Raw genomic sequence first — 16,772 nt, forward strand, 5'->3', positions numbered from 1 at the left:
GCCGCGTTTTTGCAAAAGTGCAGCATGCATCAGCCCTGACGCTGGATCACGATCTCGACGCGCCGGTTCTTGGCGCGCCCCTCGCGGGTGGCGTTGGGCTCGATGGGAACATCGGCGCCCTTGCCCTCGAAGCTGATCCGGTCGGGCTTGCTCAGCTTCGTCTGGAGCAGATCGCCAACGGCCTTTGCCCGCGCCTGGGACAGCTGGAGATTGGACGGAAAGCGCGCCGTGCGGATCGGCACGTTGTCGGTATGGCCGAGCACCTTGACCGTGCCGCCCTCGGATTCCAGCACGCTGGCGATGCGCTCGATCAGCGGTTTGAACTCGTCGCGCACGGCGGCCTGTCCTGGCTCGAACAGCGTGATGCCGACGAGCCTGACCACGATGACGTTGGGCGTGACCTGGCAAACGATCGGCGGCTGCACCGCGCCGCAGACCTTGGGGGGGACCGGTGGCGGCGGGATCGGCGGCGGCGGGGCCGAGAAGACCTTTCGCACGATGCCGATCTCGCCCTTGGGATTGACGCTCAGCAGCGCGGTGGCCGCCGCTTCGGCATTGCCCGAGAGCAGGAAGCGGAAGACGAAATAGAGCCCCAGCACGGCGACGGCTGCGAGCGCCGCGACCGACCAGACCGGGATCTTGAAGCGGGCGATCTGCGAGGCGACCGCCTGGCCACGCCAGCGCGGCGAGAGTTCGGGGTCAGGCTGCTTCACCCGCCGCAGCGTCTCGAACAGGTTGCGCTGGATCATCTGGAGATTGGCGGCACCGCCCGACGAGGTGCGGTGGATGCCCTGGAAGCCCAGCGCCAGGCAGGCATGCATCATCTCGAGCAGGTCGTAATTGACCGAGGGGTCGGCCTTGGCGCGGTCGAGCTCCTCGAAGAAGCGGACGCCGCCGACGCGCTCGCCAAAGAACTTCGAGAGCATGCTGTACTGGGTCCAGACATGCCGGTCCTCGCCGGGGATGTTCTGGACGATGTCGTCGGCCGCCGCGCAGAGGATGTATTTCGCGATGCGGGTCGTCTCGGCCGAGGCACCGGCGCCGCGGACCTCATGCTCGAAAGCCTCGATCGTCTCGGTGACCTGGCCGAGGAGCTGCGCCGGCGGAGCGCTGCTCAGCGAGGAGCGCAGACGCCCGAGCAGCAGCAGCAGCGGCCCTGCGGCGCGCAGCAGCGGGTTGGTGTTGGGCGTCAGGAGCTGGTCGCGTCGCGGCATCGGCCCACCCGAGGGGGCCGGCTGCGGAGGCGGGCGTGGCGCCATCGGCTGCGGCGTCGAGAGCCATTCGTCGCCGGTGCCGGGCACTCCCGGCGAGGGTACGGACGGCGCGGCATAGGGAGAGGGCGCTGCCGGGGCCGACGGCGCCGGGCGCGAGGGCGGCGTTGCGCGGCGCCCGGCCGGGTTCGGCCTGATGATGGTCCGGTCCGAGCGTCCGAACGGATCGGAGGGTTCGCTCATCGCCTGCCCTCGAGCACGGCCCAGAGTTCCATTTCGAGATCGGGCCAGTCACCGGAGAAATGCATGCCGATCGAGCTCGCGGTCGAGAATTCCGGCCAGAGCGGCGAGGTCCGGTCGAGATAGAAATAGACGTGGTCGGTCAGCGCGCGGATCTGCGGCGGCGGGGTCGGCAGATGGACGAGGCTGATGCCCGGCAGATGGGCATGGACGATCTCGTTCATCTTGGTGTTGGGGCCGACCTTGAAGAGCTGCGGGAACTGCGCCTGGATCTCGGTCAGCGGGCGCCGCGCCGCCACTTCCAGAACGAGCGTCGCGTTGCGCACGAGGCTGCGGTCGCGAATCGTCGACATGAAGGCGTTGGGCGCGCGCTCGGTGATCTCCAGCCGGATGGCGCGGCGGCCGAGATTGGCCGAGAGGAAGTCCTGGATGTCGCGTACGACGGGTGAAAAGCAGGTCTCCAGATCGTCATGGTCATAGGCCGGATAGTCGCGGGCGCGGCGCTCGGCGGTGGTGAAGGTGGCGAGTTCGCCGGCCAGCGCGACGAAGGTCACGAACAGCCGCTCGGGATGGACGTAGCGCGACTGGCGCAGATGCTTCAGCACCGGGATCTGCCGGTTGAGGAGCTGCAGCATGAAGTAGTCGGCGCTCTGCAGGCCGCCGCCCGCCGTCGGGTCGGCGGCGTAGCGGGCAAGCTCCTCCAGCTTGTTGTCGATCCAGCCGATGACGCGGTCGAGCCAGCCCTCGATGACCGGATAGGCCGAGCAGACCAGCACGGGCGGGGCGAATTTTTCGTCGAACAGAATCGCCCGGTCGCGGACCTCGAGGATGCGGCCGAGCGCCAGGCCGACATAGCCGGCCTTGGCGGTCTTGCGCAGCTCCAGCGTCAGGCGCGGATGGGCGATGTCGATCTCCTCCTCGATGCGCAGCGAGGCGGTCGAATCGATCAGCATCTCGGTCGAGGGCAGGTAGCGGCTGGCGCTGCCGTTCAAAGCATCCTCGACCTCGCGGGTGTTGGCCGAGGCGAGCGGCAGCGAGAGCCAGACGATCTGGCCGGCAGCATTCTCGGGAACCTCGATCGCCAGCGGCAGCGGGCTGTTGTCGGGCATGGCGAAGGGCGTGCCGTCAGGCATCACGCCGACGGCGCGGCGCAGGCCTATCCGGCTTTGCTGGGCGAGATCGCGGTCGATCTCCAACACCGAGAATCCCCACGGGTAAGGGGTGACGTGCCGGACGCGGTTTTCCAGCAGGTTCTCAAGATACCGATCGTTCTGCTGGAAGTGATGCGGCCGTAGAAACAGCCCTTCCGACCAGACGACCTTGCTGTACCACGACATCCGGGTCTCGCTCACTCAAGGGCATGTGGGCAACCTTATACGGGTCACCAACAAGCGTCACCAAGCGAATGCTAGACGTCTGGAAAGCGCCTGCCGTCATTGACTTGAATGATGCGCCGTTGCGCGATTGCATGCAGTCGATCAGGATCGAATCCGTTGCCTGTCCCGTTCGCCGCCTGTGCGGACGCTGACCGGCAGCGACGGCAAGCAGGAGCCGCCCATGCCGACTGGCCCAGCCGCGCGAATTCTCGATCTGGTGCTGCACCCGCTGCCCGGCATTCTCCAGCCCGGTCCGGGCAGCCCCAACGTGCTGATCGGCGGGCTGCCGGCCTGGCGCGGCGTGTCGGCCGCCGCAGCCGCCGCGATTCAGGCGGCCCGCGCGGTCTCGGATGCCGCGATCACCACGGCGGAGGCCGCGACGGTCGCGGCCGCGCCGACCCCGGGTGCGGCTGCCGCCAAGGCGGCGGAGGAGACGGTCAAGGCGACCGCCGCGACCACGATGGGGTCGATGATCACCGGTGCCGCCGGTGGAGCCGACATCCACAATTGCCTGACGCCGCTGCCGATTCCGCCTCATGGCCCGGGCGTCGTCATCGACGGGTCGCAGACCGTGCTGATCAACAATCTGGCGGCCTGCCGCGTCGGCGACACGATCATCGAGGCGGTCGGTCCGCCCAACAAGATCGTCATGGGGATGATGAACGTCATCATCGGCGGCTGACGGGCACCGCATCCTCGGCTAGGACCGGCGGCGCGGAGAATCCGCCCGACCAGATCTCACCGAAGGATATCGACCATGCCCATCGAACGCATCGGAGTGACGCAGCGCTGGTGCGATGCCGCGATCTTCAACGGCGTCGTCTTCCTCGCCGGTCATGTCGCCGAGAAGACCGAGGGGCGCCCGCTGGCCGAGCAGACCGTCGAGGTGCTGGCGCTGCTTGATGAGACGCTGGAGGCCGCCGGCAGCGACAAGACACGCATCCTCAGCGTCCAGATCTTCCTGACCGACATTTCGAAGATCGCCGAGATGAACGCGGTCTGGGACGCCTGGGTCGCGCCGGGCACCGCGCCTGCCCGTGCCACGGTCGAAGCCAAGCTGGCGACGGCGGGCCACGACATCGAGATCACGGCGGTGGCGGCAAAGCAGGCGAGCGCCTGAGGGGCGTTGGCCTCCGCCGTCATCCCGGGCGACCGCAGGGAGACCCGGGATCCATGCCTGAACCTCTCCAAACAGCGTTCCGGCATGGATCCCGGATCTCCGCTACGCTGCGTCCGGGATGACCAGCGCTTGATTCGTTGAGATGCCTAGCGGACCAAAGCCCCCGCTACTTCCCGCCGCGGTCGTAGCATTCCGCGAAATAGAGCATGAAGGCGTCGACCAGACCGTCCTCATAGGGGGCGGTCTTGGCGTCCCAGCGGGCGACATAGGCGTCCCACATCTTCGCCTTGCGCGAGCCGAGCAGCGAATCGAGGCCGCGTTCCTGGGCGGTGCTCTCGGCGATGGCCTGCGGGTCGAGATCCTCGACCAGCATGCGCAAGGCATGCTGCATCGCCGAATAGGTCTTGATCTGATGGGCCTTGAGATCCTTGAAGCTCTCGTCGAAGGCCTTCTGCGCGCTGAGATAGCCGCTCTTGGGCCTGCCGAAGATCAGCTGCAGCGCGTCGTCGACGGTCGGCGAGAATTTCAGCGGGTTGTTGTCCTGCGCCTGGATCATCGTCTGATTGGCGCTGCGCGCGATGCGCTTGCTTTCGGCGCGGGCGGCGAGCAACTGCTTCAACTCGATCGCGACCAGCCGCATCAGCCCGCCGAGCTGCTCGGCGAAGGCGCCTGGATCCTGCCAGCCAAGATCGCTGGTCGAGACACCGGCGCCCTTGGCGAAGCGCTGGACGAATTCGCCGGCCGAGATGGCGGGCATGCCCGCCGGCAGCGGTGGCGGCGGCGCGAAGGGTTGCGGCGGTGCCTCGAAGGGCTGCGAACGCTCGACCGGGGGCGGGTTGGTGAAGGGCAGCGGGGCGACCGGCTGCGACGGAGCGGCTGCGGACGCTTCGCCCCATGGGTCTCCCGCGGGCAGGTCGGCGGTGATCGGCCGGCGCGGCGTCGGGATCGGCGCGACGGGTTCGACCACGGGTGCGGGCGGGACCTGGTAGGGCGCCCAGGCGAAGTCCTCGCTGCCCGGGGCCGGTGTGAAGGCCTGTGCGGGCGGCGGCGCGACCGGCTCGGCCGTGGGCGTCGGAATATCCGCGGCCCAGTCGATGAACCCGTCATGGACCGGACGATGCTTGTTGGGGGGCAGCAGGTCGCGGCGGGGAATCGGCGGAGCCTCGTCGCCGCTCGACGACCAGAGCGATTCCGGCTGTGGGGCGAAGGCCGGCATCGCAGCTTTCGCCGGCTCCTGCCGCGAGGCGTCGTCGATCGTGACGGCGATGATGTAATGGCCGATCTCCAGCCGGTCGCCATTCTGGAGCTGGTAGGGTGACTGCACGCGGTTGCTGCCGCCATTCACATAGGTGCCGTTGGTCGAGACGTCGCGCAGCCAGTAGCCGCCGTCGCGGAAGCGGATCTCGCAATGGCGGCCCGAGATCGCCCGCGTCGGATCGGGCAGGGCCCAATCGAGATGCTGGTCGCGGCCGATGTCGAGCCCACGGCCGCCGCTGAGCGTGACGCTGAGCGGCCCGCCATCGGGGAGCGCGGTTTCGTTCTCGATCGTCAGCGTCAGAGGCATCGCAACACTCTTGGCGGAACGTCCGGGCATGGTCGTGGCGCGGTGCGGTGGCGCGCGCGACCGGTTTTCCCGTCCGCCGTGCGAACGGGCATGCGCGGCTCGGCCGGCACGCGCTCAGGAACTGGTCTTGCCGTCGTCATCGGCCAATCGAATGCATGCTTCGACGCAGTTGCGCAATGCGGCGTCGTGGTCACGGCCCGACAGGCGTCCGAGCGCGGTCATGACGGCGATGCGGGCGGTCTTCGCCGTCAGGTCGGGTGGGCAGGGGACGTTGTGCGTGGTCACCATGCTGCCGCCCGAGTAGCCGGCGGCGAAAGCGGCCCAGGTGCCGGGCAGGGCCGTATCGCCGGCTTCCGCCAGCGCCAGCGCCGCCCGGCGCGTCTCGTCGCGCGGGTCGCGGACCCAGGCTTCGGCCGCGGCGATGGCATGGTCTGGCGGTGCGCCCGGAGCCTGCATCGCACGCAGCGCCTGCGTCGCCCACCAGACCGCTTCGCGCCGCGGCAGGACGAAGGCACAAAAACCGATCGCTTCCGTTGGGGCAGGGCCCTGCGCGAGACGCCTGAGAAAGGCGAGCGGGTGCTCCCGCGTCGGCGGTGTCCTGATCACCTTGCCGGCCGCGGGATAGGTCTCGAACACCTCTTGGGCGGTACTGAAGCGAAGACGCGACATGCAGGCTCTCAGTTGATCTTCACCATGGCGCCGTTGATGATCACCAGCGCGTCGCTGAGCACCTCCGTCTTGGCGACGCTCTTGATCGTAATCGTCGGCGAGGAGATCTCGATGCTCGCCGGCAGCATCTTGATGGTGCTCTCGCCGACCTTCAGGTTGATCTCGGTCAGGGCCTCGACGTCAAGCTTGCCCTGGTCGATCTTGAGCTTGTCGTTGCCCTGCTTCAGCGTGGTTTCGCGCGAATAGCCGCCGTCCTTGTATTCCGGCCCGATCTCGCGCGTTTCCTTGCTCTTGACCAGGATCTTGTGGTCCTTCTGGGCCTGCATGCTGAAGACCTCCTGGCCCTTGCGGTCCTCGAACTTGATCTCGTTATAGAGCTCGGAGAACCCCTTTCCATCGGTCGATTCCGATTTCAGGCCGGATTGGGTCTTGTTGTCGGGCAGCGCATAGGGCGGCTTGTGCTGGTCGTTGACCACCGTGCCGGTGACCAGCGGCAGGTCGGGATTGCCCTCGAGGAACTCGACCACGACCTCCTGGCCGATACGCGGGATGACCTGCCCGCCCCAGGCCTTGCCGGACCACATCTGCGCGACGCGCGTGCGGCAGGAGGTCGACTCGTCCTCGCGATCCCAGTGGAAGCGCAGATAGATGCGGCCGAACTCATCGACGTCGATGTCGCCTTCCTCGCCCTTGTTCTTGTCGCCGACGACCTTGGCGGTGTGGGGGCCATAGACGGTCGGGCGGGGGGTGGTGAGCGGGGCCCGGAAGCGTCGGTCGCTCTTCTGGAGTTCGTAGGAGCCGCTGTAGACGGAATCATTGGCGTTGCCGGAGCGGTAGCTCTGCCCGCTGAAGCCATGGCTTGCCCTGACGACGAGATATTCGATGTTCTCCGAGTCGAGCTGGTGGGCCGACAGCGTCATCAGCGAGCCCGGATAGAGGCTGGGCGCGTCGCCGGCCGCGTGGCGGCGATCGTCCTGGGCCTGTGTGGCCTGCGCTCGGACGCGGGCGAAATGCTCGCCTTCGTCGCGCTTGATGTAGGTGCGAGGGTAATCGTAGGCCTCATAGGATTTCGCCTTGTCGAAGCCTTCCTCGGCCCGCGCCGTCAGGTCCGAGCCCGACTGCTGGAAGTCGTAATCCTTGAGGGCGAACTTGCCCGTCCGCAGCCGCCGCATCGTCGACCAGTGCGACATGTGCTCGATATGGCGCGGCATGCGGCTCGACAAGGGCATCAGCGGATAGCTCGTCCCGGCGCCGAGGAAGGTTGGCTGGGCAGCGGCCTTGACCTGGTCGTGCGATGAGCGGGAATCCGAGAGGATCAGCTTGTGGTCGTCCGCGCTGTGCTTGAAATAATAATAGACGCCGTATTGCTCCATCAGCCGCAGGACGAAGTCGAGATCGGTCTCGCGATACTGCACGCAGTAGTCGATCGTCGCCAGGCTGTCGCTGGTTCGGTCTTCGAAGCTCGCCGTCTCCTCCTTGCCGAAGATCTGCTTGATGATGTCGACTGCGGTCTTGTTCTTGAATATCCGGCAATCGGCGCGCTGCGAGAGCAGCCACAGCCAGGGCCGCAGCGTGAAGCGGTAGACATAGAGGTCTTTGTCCTTGCCGACCCATTGGGCGTCGACAAGGGTGCCGTTGAACACTCGCTCGCTGCCGTTCTTCAGGATCATCTTCACGGAGCATTTCTGGCTCATGATGCTCTGAAGGTCAGCATTTTCAGTCTTGCTGCTGGCTTCTATCTCATAGGTAAACAACTCGCTCAAAGCTTCATGAGCCTGAAACTGCATAAGTGAAAATTCATCTTGACCCAAAGGCGTCGTAAACGACGCAGTTCTTTGAGACTGTCGAAGATCAGCGGCCATCAACGAAACCTCACGGTTCTAGATGCTATTTTTATATTGACGTAGCGGATGTTGCGAGTCATAGTTCGCGCATTCAATCTTCATCCGCCCGCGCGAAGTTAAAGAGGAGGGGGACCATGCGCAAGCAGCCCGCTATGACAGCCATCGCCATCTTTTCCGCCGGTTTTTACGTGTTCCAGGCGTTGCCTGTGCAGGCGCAGACCTACAAGGCTGATGATATCGTCAAGCATTTCCAGCCGGCGACGCCGGCTCCGAGTGCGACGCGCGGCCTGTGCATCGGCACCGAGGCCGACTGCGACAAGGCCGGTCATGCCGTGAAGCCGGCGCCGGTGGCCGCTTTCGACCTGGTCGTGCGCTTCAAATACAATTCCGACGTGCTGGAGCCCGATGCGAAGATCAATCTCGACGAGTTCGCCAAGGCGCTGAAGACCCCGCAGCTCGCAAAGAGCAGCTTCCTGGTCGAGGGGCATACCGATGCAGCCGGCAGGCCCGGCTACAATCTCGATCTCTCCGAACGACGGGCCCAGGCGGTGGTGCGCTATCTGAGCGAGCGCGGCGTCGATACCGCCAAGCTCGCCGCACGCGGCTATGGCCAGAGCAAGCCGGTCGTCGCCGACCCGTTCTCGGGCGACAACCGCCGCGTCGAGACGCGTCTTAAGAGCGAATGAGCGACGACGCGCTTCGGAGGCGGGGCGCCCCGTCGATGAGGCGCGACATGCGTGACCGGTGAGTGCTATGGCAGCCTTGAACTTCGCTGAATTTGCGAGCGCGATATCCGACGACGATCCTTGCGGGCCGGATCTCGAGGACGATACCGACTTCATGAACACGATGGCGCGGCTCGAAGTCGCGCTCCCGACGCAGTATTTCCGACGCGACGACGATGGCCGGCAAGTGGCGTTCGATCGCAGCGGTATCGAGTTCCCGGCTGCCTTCGCCGACATCGCCAAGCTGCTCAAGCGCTCGCGGGACCTGCGGGTCTTCGTGCTGGCCGGCAAGCTGTCGATTCTCAACCGCGACGTGTCGGCTTTCGCCGCTTGCCTAACGGCCATGGCCACCCTCCTGTCCGAGCATTGGGAGGAGGTGCATCCGCGCGCCATGGACGGCGATTTCATCATGCGCGAGGTCGCGCTGCAAAGCCTCGACGAATTGCCGACCGTGGTGCTCCCGCTGCAGCACGCGCCGCTGTTCGTGAGCCGGCGCATCGGGCCGTTCGCCTTCCGCAGCCAGCTCGTCGCCACGGGCGAGACGCGGCTGGTGGAGGGCGAGCAGCATCCCGACCAGGGCGCAATCCAGGCCGCGCTCGGCGATGCGGATATCGACGACCTGACGGCGACGCTCGGCCGTGCCCGCGCGATCAGCGAGGCACTCGGGGCGATCCGCGCGATTTGGCTCGAGAAGGTCGGGGCCGATCATGCGCTCAGCTTTCCGCGCCTCTCGGCGCTGGTGGATCAGATCGTCGCCTTCGTCGACGCGGCGGTCGCGCGGCGCGTACCCGGCCATGAGGCGGTTCCGGGGGCTGTGATCGCACCCGGAACCGCCGCTCCGGCTGGCGCCATCAGCTATGCGCCAGGGGCCTGCAACAGCATCCTTCAAGTGAAGGATACGCTCGCCTCCTGCCTCGGCTATTTTCGCCGCATGGAACCTTCCAGCCCGGCGGTCCTCCTGATCGGCCAGGCACAGCAACTGATCGGCAAGTCCTTGATCGAGGTCATTCAGATCATGTTCCCGGAACATCTGGAGAGAGCGGTCCTCGAGATCGGCGATCGTCCGCGGTTCCGGCTGCCGCTGGAGCGTCTGAGCGTGTCGGACGGGTCCTACGGGGAGGACAGCTCGTATGAGGAGGAGACCTCCGACGAGGAGACGTCCTATGACGAGCCGTCCGATGAGATCGACGCCGACCTGAATGGAGACGCATCCGATGAGGATGGCTCCGGGGAAGAGGCTGCCGAGCCGCAACGGGTCGCTGCACCCGAGAAGCCTGTCCTGAAGATCGAGAGCCGCGCCGCCGCGGTCGCGGGGATGAGGGCGGTATCAGCGTTCTACCGCCAGATCGAGCCGTCGCATCCGACGCCGCTGCTGATGGACAAGGCCTGCGCGCTTGCGCAACATGATTTCATGGCGCTCCTGGGCAATATCCTGCCCGATGTGGCGCAGATGCCCGACACCGACAGCTAGGGCAATTTTTGTATTCCGATTGAACCGGGTCACAGGTTGGCGCGACTATATCGGTAGAGACCAGGAACGATTAGGATGTCACGTTACGTCGCGTGACGCATTGTGCAGAGGGGCTGACATCATGGCCGGGGATTCAGGGCAGAAGTTCATCCGCCGCAACAGGCCGCCGCGGGTCCACATCACCTACGAGGATCCGTACAACGCAGAGCAGAAGGTCGAGCTGCCCTTCGTCATGGGCGTCATGGCCGACCTCTCGGGCAATGCCGCGGGTGTCGAGAAGGCCGAGATCTCCCAGCGCAAGTTCCTCGACTTCGACATGGACAATTTCGACCAGCGCATGGCCGCGATCAACCCCGGCGTCGCCTTCAACGTCCCCAACAAGCTGGGCGACGGTGGCGACAAGCTCTCGGTGGCGCTGAAGTTCTCGAAGTTCGACGATTTCAACCCGGCTGCGGTGGCCCGCCAGATCCCGGCGATGGCCAAGCTGCTGGAGGCGCGCGAACAGCTCGCCAACCTCGTCCGCTTCATGGACGGCAAGATGGCGGCGAGCGACCAGATCAAGGCGCTCCTGGCCGATCCCCAGCTCATGGCGGCACTCAAGGACAAGCTTGGCGACAAGCCGTCCGACAGCGCTCCCGCCGAAGACACCAAGTAAGCAAGCGAGGCGGCAATGGCAGCGGAAGCACAAACCCAGCAGCCCGGCGGGGCAGTCGCCGAGACCCGTGATCTCGACGAGTTCGCAGCAGTCCTCAAGGGCTCCTTCAAGCCCAAGACGGAGCGGGCCGCGACCGAGGTCGAGGCCGGCATCGCGACCCTGGTCAACCAGGCGCTCGCCGACTCGACGCTCATCAAGAACGACGTGCTCGACACGATCGAGGAGATGATCGCAAGGCTCGACGCGAAGTTGACCGAGCAGATGAACGAGGTGCTGCACGCCCCGGCGTTCCAGCAGATCGAGAGCGCCTGGCGCGGGCTGAACTACCTGGTCTTCAACTCTGAGACCGACGCGCAGCTCAAGATCAAGGTGATGAATGTCTCGAAGAACGAGCTTTATCGCAACCTCAAGACCTATCCCGGCGCGCGCTGGGACCAGAGCCCGCTGTTCAAGCAGGTCTATGAGCAGGAGTTCGGTCAGCTCGGCGGCCAGCCCTTCGGCTGCCTGATCGGCGACTACCACTTCAGCCATGTCGCGACGGATGTGCAGCTGCTGCGCGATCTCTCCAAGGTCGCCGCCGCCGCCCACGCTCCCTTCTTCGCCGGCGCCGAGCCGACGCTGATGAGCATGGACTCCTGGACGGAGCTGTCCAACCCGCGCGATCTCAGCAAGGTGTTCGACACGCCCGACTACGCGGCCTGGAAGGGCCTGCGCGACGCAGCCGACTCCCGCTATGTCGGCCTGTGCCTGCCGCGGGTGCTGTCGCGGGTTCCCTACGGCGCCAAGTCGGAGCCGGTCGAGGAGTTCGCCTTCGAGGAGGATACCGACGGGCACAAGGGCGAGAACTACGCCTGGATGAACGCGGCCTATGCGATGGCCGTGAACATCAACCGCGCCTACAAGGAGTATGGCTGGTGCACCCGCATCCGCGGCGTGCAGTCCGGCGGCGAGGTTCTCAACCTGCCGACCCATACCTTCCCGACGGATGACGGCGGCGTCGACCTGAAATGCCCGACCGAGATCGCGATCAGCGACCGGCGCGAGGCGGAACTGGCCAAGGCGGGCCTGATCCCGCTGATCCACCGCAAGAACACCGACAAGGCCGCCTTCATCGGCGCCCAGTCGCTCTACAAGCCCAAGGCGTTCTCGGGCCCCGACGGGGTGGCGGCGACGGCTTCGGACAATCTGTCTTCGCGCCTGCCCTACATGTTCGCGGTGTCGCGTTTTGCGCACTACCTGAAGTGCATGGTGCGCGACAAGGTCGGTTCCTACAAGGAAAAGGAGCCGCTGCGGCGCTGGCTGCAGGAGTGGATCACCGACTATGTCGATGGTGACCCGGTCAATTCCAGCGAGGATACGAAGGCCCGGCGCCCGCTTTCCGATGCGCGCATCGACGTCTTCGAGGACGAGGAGAACCCTGGCTACTACTCGGCCAAGTTCTATCTCCGGCCGCACTTCCAGCTCGAGGGCATGGATATCGGTCTGAGCCTGGTCTCACGCCTGCCAGCTCCCAAGACGTGATCGTCACCTGACCAGCATGTGACGTTGCCAAGTAAGACTTCGGCGCTTCGGTCGATCGAGACCGGGCGCGCAGGAGAACTGCGTCCAGTATTCGGGTTCTACCAACCAAATCCTCCCATCAAACTCAACCGTTGGAGATTGTCATGGCTACCGACTTCCTGCTCGAGATCGAAGGCATCAAGGGCGAAAGCAAAGACGACAAGCACAAGGATACGATCGAGGTCGACTCGTTTTCCTGGGGTGTCAGCAACGCCGGCTCGCATGCCGCCGGTCATGGTGGCGGCGCCGGCAAGGCGAGCTTCCAGGACATCCACTTCACCTGCAGCGTCGGCAAGGCCTCGGCCAACCTGGCCATGTCCTGCGCCAGCGGCAAGCACATCAAGAAGGCCGTGCTCTTCGTCCGCAAGCAGGGCGAGACCCAGCAGGACTACTATGTGGTCACGCTCGAGGATCTGCTGGTGTCGAGCTACCAGTCCGGCGACGCCGCCGGCGGCTCGAGCGTCCCGACGGACCAGTTCTCGCTGAACTACGCCAAGATCAAATACGAGTACAAGCCGCAGAAGGCCGACGGCTCGCTCGATGCGCCGGTCACCATGACCTGGGACATCAAGGCCAACAAGAAGTAGGCTTCAAGGCGGGCCGGCCTCGCGAATGCGGTGCCGGCCCGCTGTTCTTCACGGTGGCCGTTGCGGAGAAGCGCCGCGACGGCCATCGTGCTTGCCTGGGACACCGCCACGAGCGGGCCCGTGACCGAGATGCGACCCGAGGCGCCATGAACGGCCCGAAGCCATGAACGGCTTGATGTCATGAACGGCCCGATCTCCAGGAAGCGGCTGCGGCCGCCTTTGATGTTTGCGTTCCGCGAGGCGCATCTCGAAAAGGATGCGAAGGTCTCGCTCGATCTGCGCGATGCCGGAGGCGAGCGCGTCATCGCCAACCGCCGCGCGGCGCCGCGCGCCGCCATCACCGAGCCCAAGCTTCGCCGCGAGATCGCGATCGACCTCGAGGCGCTGGTGAACACGATCAACCTCGGCTCGTCGCTCGACCTGTCCGGCCTCGATCAGGTCCGGAAGTCGATCCTGAACCACGGCTTCCCGGACCTGACGCGGCTTTCGATCGACGAGCATCGCGTCGATCTCATCCGAGAGGACATGGCTGCGGTGCTGCTGGCCTACGAGCCGCGCCTGATCAAAGAGTCCATTGCCGTCGAGCGTGACGACGGGCTCGATGCGGCCGAGCTCAAGGTGCGCTTCCTCGTCAAGGCGGACCTCAATTGCGAGCCGCTCAACGTGCCCGTGCAGTTCGTCGCCGATCTCGAACTCGACACCGGCAAAATGGCGATCAGGAGCCGATAGGGGCGATGAACCAGGAGTTCCTCGACTTCTACAATCAAGAGCTCCGGCTGTTCATGGAGCATACGAAGGAGTTTGCCGAAGAGTATCCCGGCATTGCCGAAAGGCTGGGCGGGCTCGTCGGCGAACGCATGGACCCGATGGTCGGCGGGCTGCTGGAGGGCGCCGCCTTCCTGGCGGCGCGCGTGCAGCTCAAGCTCAAGCATGAGTTTCCCGAATTCACCAACAACCTGCTCGAACAGCTGATCCCGAACTATCTGGCGCCGACGCCATCGGCCTTGCTCGCCGGCATCAGGCCGCCCTTCGCTGATCCCGGCCTGCGCGAGGGCATGCGGATCCCGCGCGGCTCCTATATCGACGCGACCTATCTCGAACGCGAGCGCCGCGTCGCCTGCCGCTACCGGCTCGGCGCGGATGTGACGATGTGGCCGTTCGACGTCGCGGCGGCCGAGTATATCCCGGCACCGGGCCCGTTGCAGGCGCTGGGCCTGCGCACCGATCACCGGGTTCTCTCGGGACTGCGGCTGTCGCTGACGCACCGGACCATGGCCGATCCCGATCAGGAGCCGTCCGCCGCCGAGGCTCTGAAGACGCCGACGAGCTGGTTCTCGGGCTGTCGGTGCAAGGATCTGACGGTCCATCTGCTAGGGGCGGAGGCCGACGCGGTTGCGCTCTACGAGCAGCTCTTCTCCGATTGCGTCGGCATCTATTTCCGCCATCTCGACGAATTCGGCGATCCCGTCATCACGCCCGGCGACGGCGTTTCGCTGGAGCAGCTCGGCTTTTCAGAGGACGAGGCGCTGCTGCCGGCCGACACCCGCATCTTCCGCGGCTTCGACCTGCTGCGCGAGATGTTCTGGTTTCCGCGTAAATTCCTCGGCTTCAAGCTCGACGGTCTCGCACGGATCATGCCGCGGCTCACGGCCAAGGCCGTCGACATCATCTTCGTCTTCGACGAGGTCAACACCAGGCTGGCCGCAGCCGTCCAGAAGCCAATGTTCGGGCTCTACGCCGCGCCCGCGATCAACCTGTTCGAGAAGACGGTCGATCGCATCCCGGTCAAGTCCAATCAGCACGAGTTTCACATCGTCCCGGACCGCAGCCGCCAGCTCGACTACGAGCCGCACAGCATCCTGTCGGTCAATGCGCATTATGTGGGCGGGCGCGAGAAGCAGCCGGTGCATCCGCTCTATTCCTCTCCAGAGGGCGCCTCGCCGACGCATGGCCTGCTCTACACGCAGCGCAGGCTGCCGCGCCGCCGCTCCGTCGCCGAGCGGCGTACCGGCCGATCATCGGACTATACCGGCACCGACATGTTCATCTCGCTGGTCGAGCCCGCCGGCGTCTCCGATACCGTTTCCGTGGCCGAGCTCAGCGTGCGCGCGCTGTGCTCGAACCGGCATCTGCCGGAGCATCTGCCGACAGGCGAGGGCGGCGCCGATTTCCGCCTGATCGACAATGTCGCACTCGACGTCGCCTGCCTGTCGGGGCCGACGCCGCCGCGCGAGCCGATCGTCTCGCAATTGCGGCTGCGCTCGGAGACGGCGAGCACCGGCGTCGTGACCTGGCGGCTGATCAACCTGCTGAGCCTGAACCATCTCGGTCTCGTCCAGCGCGGCGCGGGCCAGAACGGCGAGGCCTTGCGGGAGCTGCTCTCGCTTTTCGCCGATCTCGCCGACAGCGCCACCGAGCGCCGCATCCGGGGCATCAAGAGCGTCGACAGCCGGCCGGTTGTCAGGCGCTTCCCGCAGCGGGCCGGGACGGGGGCGGCGCGCGGGCTCGAGATCACCGTCGTTCTCGACGAGAAGGCCTTCGAGGGCTCGGGCGTCTTTCTGCTCGGGGCGATTCTCGACCGCTTCTTCGCCGAATACGCGGCGATGAACCATTTCACCCAGACGGTGATCCGCACTGTCGAGCGTGGCGAGGTCATGCGCTGGCCGCCGCGCGCCGGATCGAGGCGGATCCTGTGAGCGACGGTCCTTCCCTGCAGCGCGACCCGAGCTATGCGCAGCAGCTCCAGGACGAGCCCTGGCGCTTCGACTTCTACGCCGTCATGCGCCGGCTCGAACGCAGCTTTCCGGACCGGGCGCGGATCGGCGACGTCGCGGCGCGGCGCGACGAATATGTCGCGCTGGGCGAGCAGGCCTATCTCGATTTCCCGGCCTCTACGATCTCGGACGCCGACCGCGACCTGCAGGGGCGCCTGAGGGTCTTCGTCAAGTTCCTCGGCCTGCTCGGGCCGCAGGGCGCGCTGCCCCTGGCGACGACCGAGGAGAGCTATCACTGGCAGCTTGCGCGGGACGACGCCTTTCCGCGCTTCCTCGACGTCCTGAACCATCGCTTCCTGCAGCTCTTCTTCCGGGCCTGGGCGGATTCCAGGCCGATCGCGCAGCACGACCGGCCGGAGCGCGATCGCTTTGCCGCCTATGTCGGCAGCCAGATCGGGCTCGGCTCGCCGCCTTTCCTCAAGCGCGATACGGTGCCCGACGCCGAGAAGCTATCCCATGCCGGGCTGATCGGCGCGCAGGCCAAATCCGCCTCGCGCCTGCGCGGCCTGTTGTCGGGGCTGTTCAAGGCGGAGGTCGAGATCGAGCAGTTCGTCGGCATGAGGCTGGTCTTCGACCCCGCCGACCGGACCCGGCTGGGCGGCAGCCATTGCACGCTCGGCGGCGATGCGCTGCTCGGGGCCAGCGTCTACAGCGTCGAGGACAAGTTCCGAATCTGCATCGTCGCACGGAATCTGGACGAGTTCTCACGCTTCCTGCCCAATGGCGACCGCTGCGAACCGCTGGCTGACGCGGTCTTCTTCCATCTCGGCGAGCAGTTCGAATGGGATGTCGAGCTCGCCTTGCCGGTCGGCGAGGTCAAGCCGGCGCGGCTCGGCCAGTTCGGTCAGCTCGGCTGGACGAGCTGGATGTCGCCGAACTGGGATGCCTCCGCCGGGGGCTTGCGTCGCGACGCCCGTTTCCATCCTGCCGAGCGCATGCGCCTGAAGCGCAGCCGGCCGACCTGAACCTGACGACA

Annotated in this window: 15 protein-coding genes; 10 read left to right on the forward strand and 5 right to left on the reverse strand. The window is 66.0% G+C overall.

Going from position 1 to position 16,772, the window contains the following annotated elements:
• Positions 1-29: 29 nt before the first annotated feature.
• Both tssL and tssK read right to left on the reverse strand, forming a co-directional pair.
• On the reverse strand, positions 30-1,454 hold the full coding sequence (tssL, locus tag AE618_RS24725; protein WP_054211722.1) for a type VI secretion system protein TssL, long form: 1,425 nt from the start codon (positions 1,452-1,454) through the stop codon (positions 30-32).
• A complete protein-coding gene (tssK, locus tag AE618_RS24730) occupies positions 1,451-2,788 on the reverse strand; it encodes a type VI secretion system baseplate subunit TssK (protein ID WP_054211723.1) in 1,338 nt (445 codons plus the stop codon). Before tssK ends, tssL begins: the two co-directional genes overlap by 4 nt.
• Positions 2,789-3,008: 220 nt before the next feature.
• Here tssK and AE618_RS24735 point away from each other — a divergent pair, with 220 nt between their 5' ends.
• On the forward strand, positions 3,009-3,509 hold the full coding sequence (locus AE618_RS24735; protein ID WP_054211758.1) for a PAAR domain-containing protein: 501 nt from the start codon (positions 3,009-3,011) through the stop codon (positions 3,507-3,509).
• Between the two features lie 75 nt (positions 3,510-3,584).
• Entirely contained in the window at positions 3,585-3,947 is a 363-nt protein-coding gene (locus tag AE618_RS24740; RefSeq protein ID WP_054211724.1) for a RidA family protein, read from the forward strand.
• 166 nt (positions 3,948-4,113) lie between these two features.
• Here AE618_RS24740 and tagH read toward each other — a convergent pair whose 3' ends face one another.
• From tagH to AE618_RS24755, 3 genes are all read right to left on the reverse strand, one after another.
• Positions 4,114-5,511: a type VI secretion system-associated FHA domain protein TagH gene (gene tagH / locus AE618_RS24745; RefSeq protein WP_054211725.1), complete on the reverse strand. Its 1,398-nt coding sequence runs from the start codon at positions 5,509-5,511 to the stop codon at positions 4,114-4,116.
• A 114-nt stretch (positions 5,512-5,625) separates the two neighbouring features.
• The gene (locus tag AE618_RS24750; RefSeq protein ID WP_054211726.1) at positions 5,626-6,180 is read right to left on the reverse strand and encodes a DUF6931 family protein; all 555 of its coding nucleotides are present in this window, start codon (positions 6,178-6,180) and stop codon (positions 5,626-5,628) included.
• An 8-nt stretch (positions 6,181-6,188) separates the two neighbouring features.
• Positions 6,189-8,042, reverse strand: coding sequence for a type VI secretion system Vgr family protein (locus AE618_RS24755; RefSeq protein ID WP_082365556.1), 1,854 nt, complete (start codon positions 8,040-8,042; stop codon positions 6,189-6,191).
• Positions 8,043-8,176: 134 nt separating this feature from the next.
• Here AE618_RS24755 and AE618_RS24760 point away from each other — a divergent pair, with 134 nt between their 5' ends.
• From AE618_RS24760 to tssG, 8 genes are all read left to right on the forward strand, one after another.
• Positions 8,177-8,710, forward strand: a complete 534-nt coding sequence (locus tag AE618_RS24760; protein ID WP_248311013.1) for an OmpA family protein — start codon at positions 8,177-8,179, stop codon at positions 8,708-8,710.
• Positions 8,711-8,777: 67 nt separating this feature from the next.
• The gene (locus AE618_RS24765; RefSeq protein WP_054211729.1) at positions 8,778-10,220 is read left to right on the forward strand and encodes an ImpA family type VI secretion system protein; all 1,443 of its coding nucleotides are present in this window, start codon (positions 8,778-8,780) and stop codon (positions 10,218-10,220) included.
• Between the two features lie 121 nt (positions 10,221-10,341).
• A complete protein-coding gene (gene tssB / locus AE618_RS24770; RefSeq protein ID WP_054211730.1) occupies positions 10,342-10,875 on the forward strand; it encodes a type VI secretion system contractile sheath small subunit in 534 nt (177 codons plus the stop codon).
• Between the two features lie 15 nt (positions 10,876-10,890).
• A complete protein-coding gene (gene tssC, locus AE618_RS24775) occupies positions 10,891-12,396 on the forward strand; it encodes a type VI secretion system contractile sheath large subunit (protein WP_054211731.1) in 1,506 nt (501 codons plus the stop codon).
• 143 nt (positions 12,397-12,539) lie between these two features.
• Positions 12,540-13,022: an Hcp family type VI secretion system effector gene (locus AE618_RS24780; protein WP_054211732.1), complete on the forward strand. Its 483-nt coding sequence runs from the start codon at positions 12,540-12,542 to the stop codon at positions 13,020-13,022.
• A gap of 180 nt (positions 13,023-13,202) precedes the next feature.
• Positions 13,203-13,751, forward strand: a complete 549-nt coding sequence (locus tag AE618_RS24785) for a type VI secretion system baseplate subunit TssE (protein ID WP_248311014.1) — start codon at positions 13,203-13,205, stop codon at positions 13,749-13,751.
• A gap of 5 nt (positions 13,752-13,756) precedes the next feature.
• Positions 13,757-15,718: a type VI secretion system baseplate subunit TssF gene (tssF, locus tag AE618_RS24790; protein ID WP_054211733.1), complete on the forward strand. Its 1,962-nt coding sequence runs from the start codon at positions 13,757-13,759 to the stop codon at positions 15,716-15,718.
• Between the two features lie 83 nt (positions 15,719-15,801).
• Positions 15,802-16,761, forward strand: coding sequence for a type VI secretion system baseplate subunit TssG (gene tssG / locus AE618_RS24795; RefSeq protein ID WP_082365562.1), 960 nt, complete (start codon positions 15,802-15,804; stop codon positions 16,759-16,761).
• The last annotated feature ends 11 nt before the right edge of the window (positions 16,762-16,772 follow it).

Origin of the sequence: Allobosea vaviloviae, from assembly GCF_001298265.1 — a bacterium.
Lineage (GTDB): Bacteria > Pseudomonadota > Alphaproteobacteria > Rhizobiales > Beijerinckiaceae > Allobosea > Allobosea vaviloviae_B.

What these genes read in the sequence shown, in the direction of transcription:
- tssF (WP_054211733.1), top strand. Translation starts at nt 13,757, where the DNA reads ATGAACCAGGAGTTCCTCGACTTCTACAATCAAGAGCTCCGGCTGTTC.
- tssK (WP_054211723.1), bottom strand. Translation starts at nt 2,788, where the DNA reads ATGTCGTGGTACAGCAAGGTCGTCTGGTCGGAAGGGCTGTTTCTACGG.
- tagH (WP_054211725.1), bottom strand. Translation starts at nt 5,511, where the DNA reads ATGCCTCTGACGCTGACGATCGAGAACGAAACCGCGCTCCCCGATGGC.
- tssL (WP_054211722.1), bottom strand. Translation starts at nt 1,454, where the DNA reads ATGAGCGAACCCTCCGATCCGTTCGGACGCTCGGACCGGACCATCATC.
- AE618_RS24765 (WP_054211729.1), top strand. Translation starts at nt 8,778, where the DNA reads ATGGCAGCCTTGAACTTCGCTGAATTTGCGAGCGCGATATCCGACGAC.
- AE618_RS24740 (WP_054211724.1), top strand. Translation starts at nt 3,585, where the DNA reads ATGCCCATCGAACGCATCGGAGTGACGCAGCGCTGGTGCGATGCCGCG.
- tssC (WP_054211731.1), top strand. Translation starts at nt 10,891, where the DNA reads ATGGCAGCGGAAGCACAAACCCAGCAGCCCGGCGGGGCAGTCGCCGAG.
- AE618_RS24785 (WP_248311014.1), top strand. Translation starts at nt 13,203, where the DNA reads ATGAACGGCCCGATCTCCAGGAAGCGGCTGCGGCCGCCTTTGATGTTT.
- AE618_RS24755 (WP_082365556.1), bottom strand. Translation starts at nt 8,042, where the DNA reads ATGGCCGCTGATCTTCGACAGTCTCAAAGAACTGCGTCGTTTACGACG.
- AE618_RS24760 (WP_248311013.1), top strand. Translation starts at nt 8,177, where the DNA reads ATGACAGCCATCGCCATCTTTTCCGCCGGTTTTTACGTGTTCCAGGCG.
- tssG (WP_082365562.1), top strand. Translation starts at nt 15,802, where the DNA reads ATGCGCCGGCTCGAACGCAGCTTTCCGGACCGGGCGCGGATCGGCGAC.
- AE618_RS24735 (WP_054211758.1), top strand. Translation starts at nt 3,009, where the DNA reads ATGCCGACTGGCCCAGCCGCGCGAATTCTCGATCTGGTGCTGCACCCG.
- tssB (WP_054211730.1), top strand. Translation starts at nt 10,342, where the DNA reads ATGGCCGGGGATTCAGGGCAGAAGTTCATCCGCCGCAACAGGCCGCCG.
- AE618_RS24780 (WP_054211732.1), top strand. Translation starts at nt 12,540, where the DNA reads ATGGCTACCGACTTCCTGCTCGAGATCGAAGGCATCAAGGGCGAAAGC.
- AE618_RS24750 (WP_054211726.1), bottom strand. Translation starts at nt 6,180, where the DNA reads ATGTCGCGTCTTCGCTTCAGTACCGCCCAAGAGGTGTTCGAGACCTAT.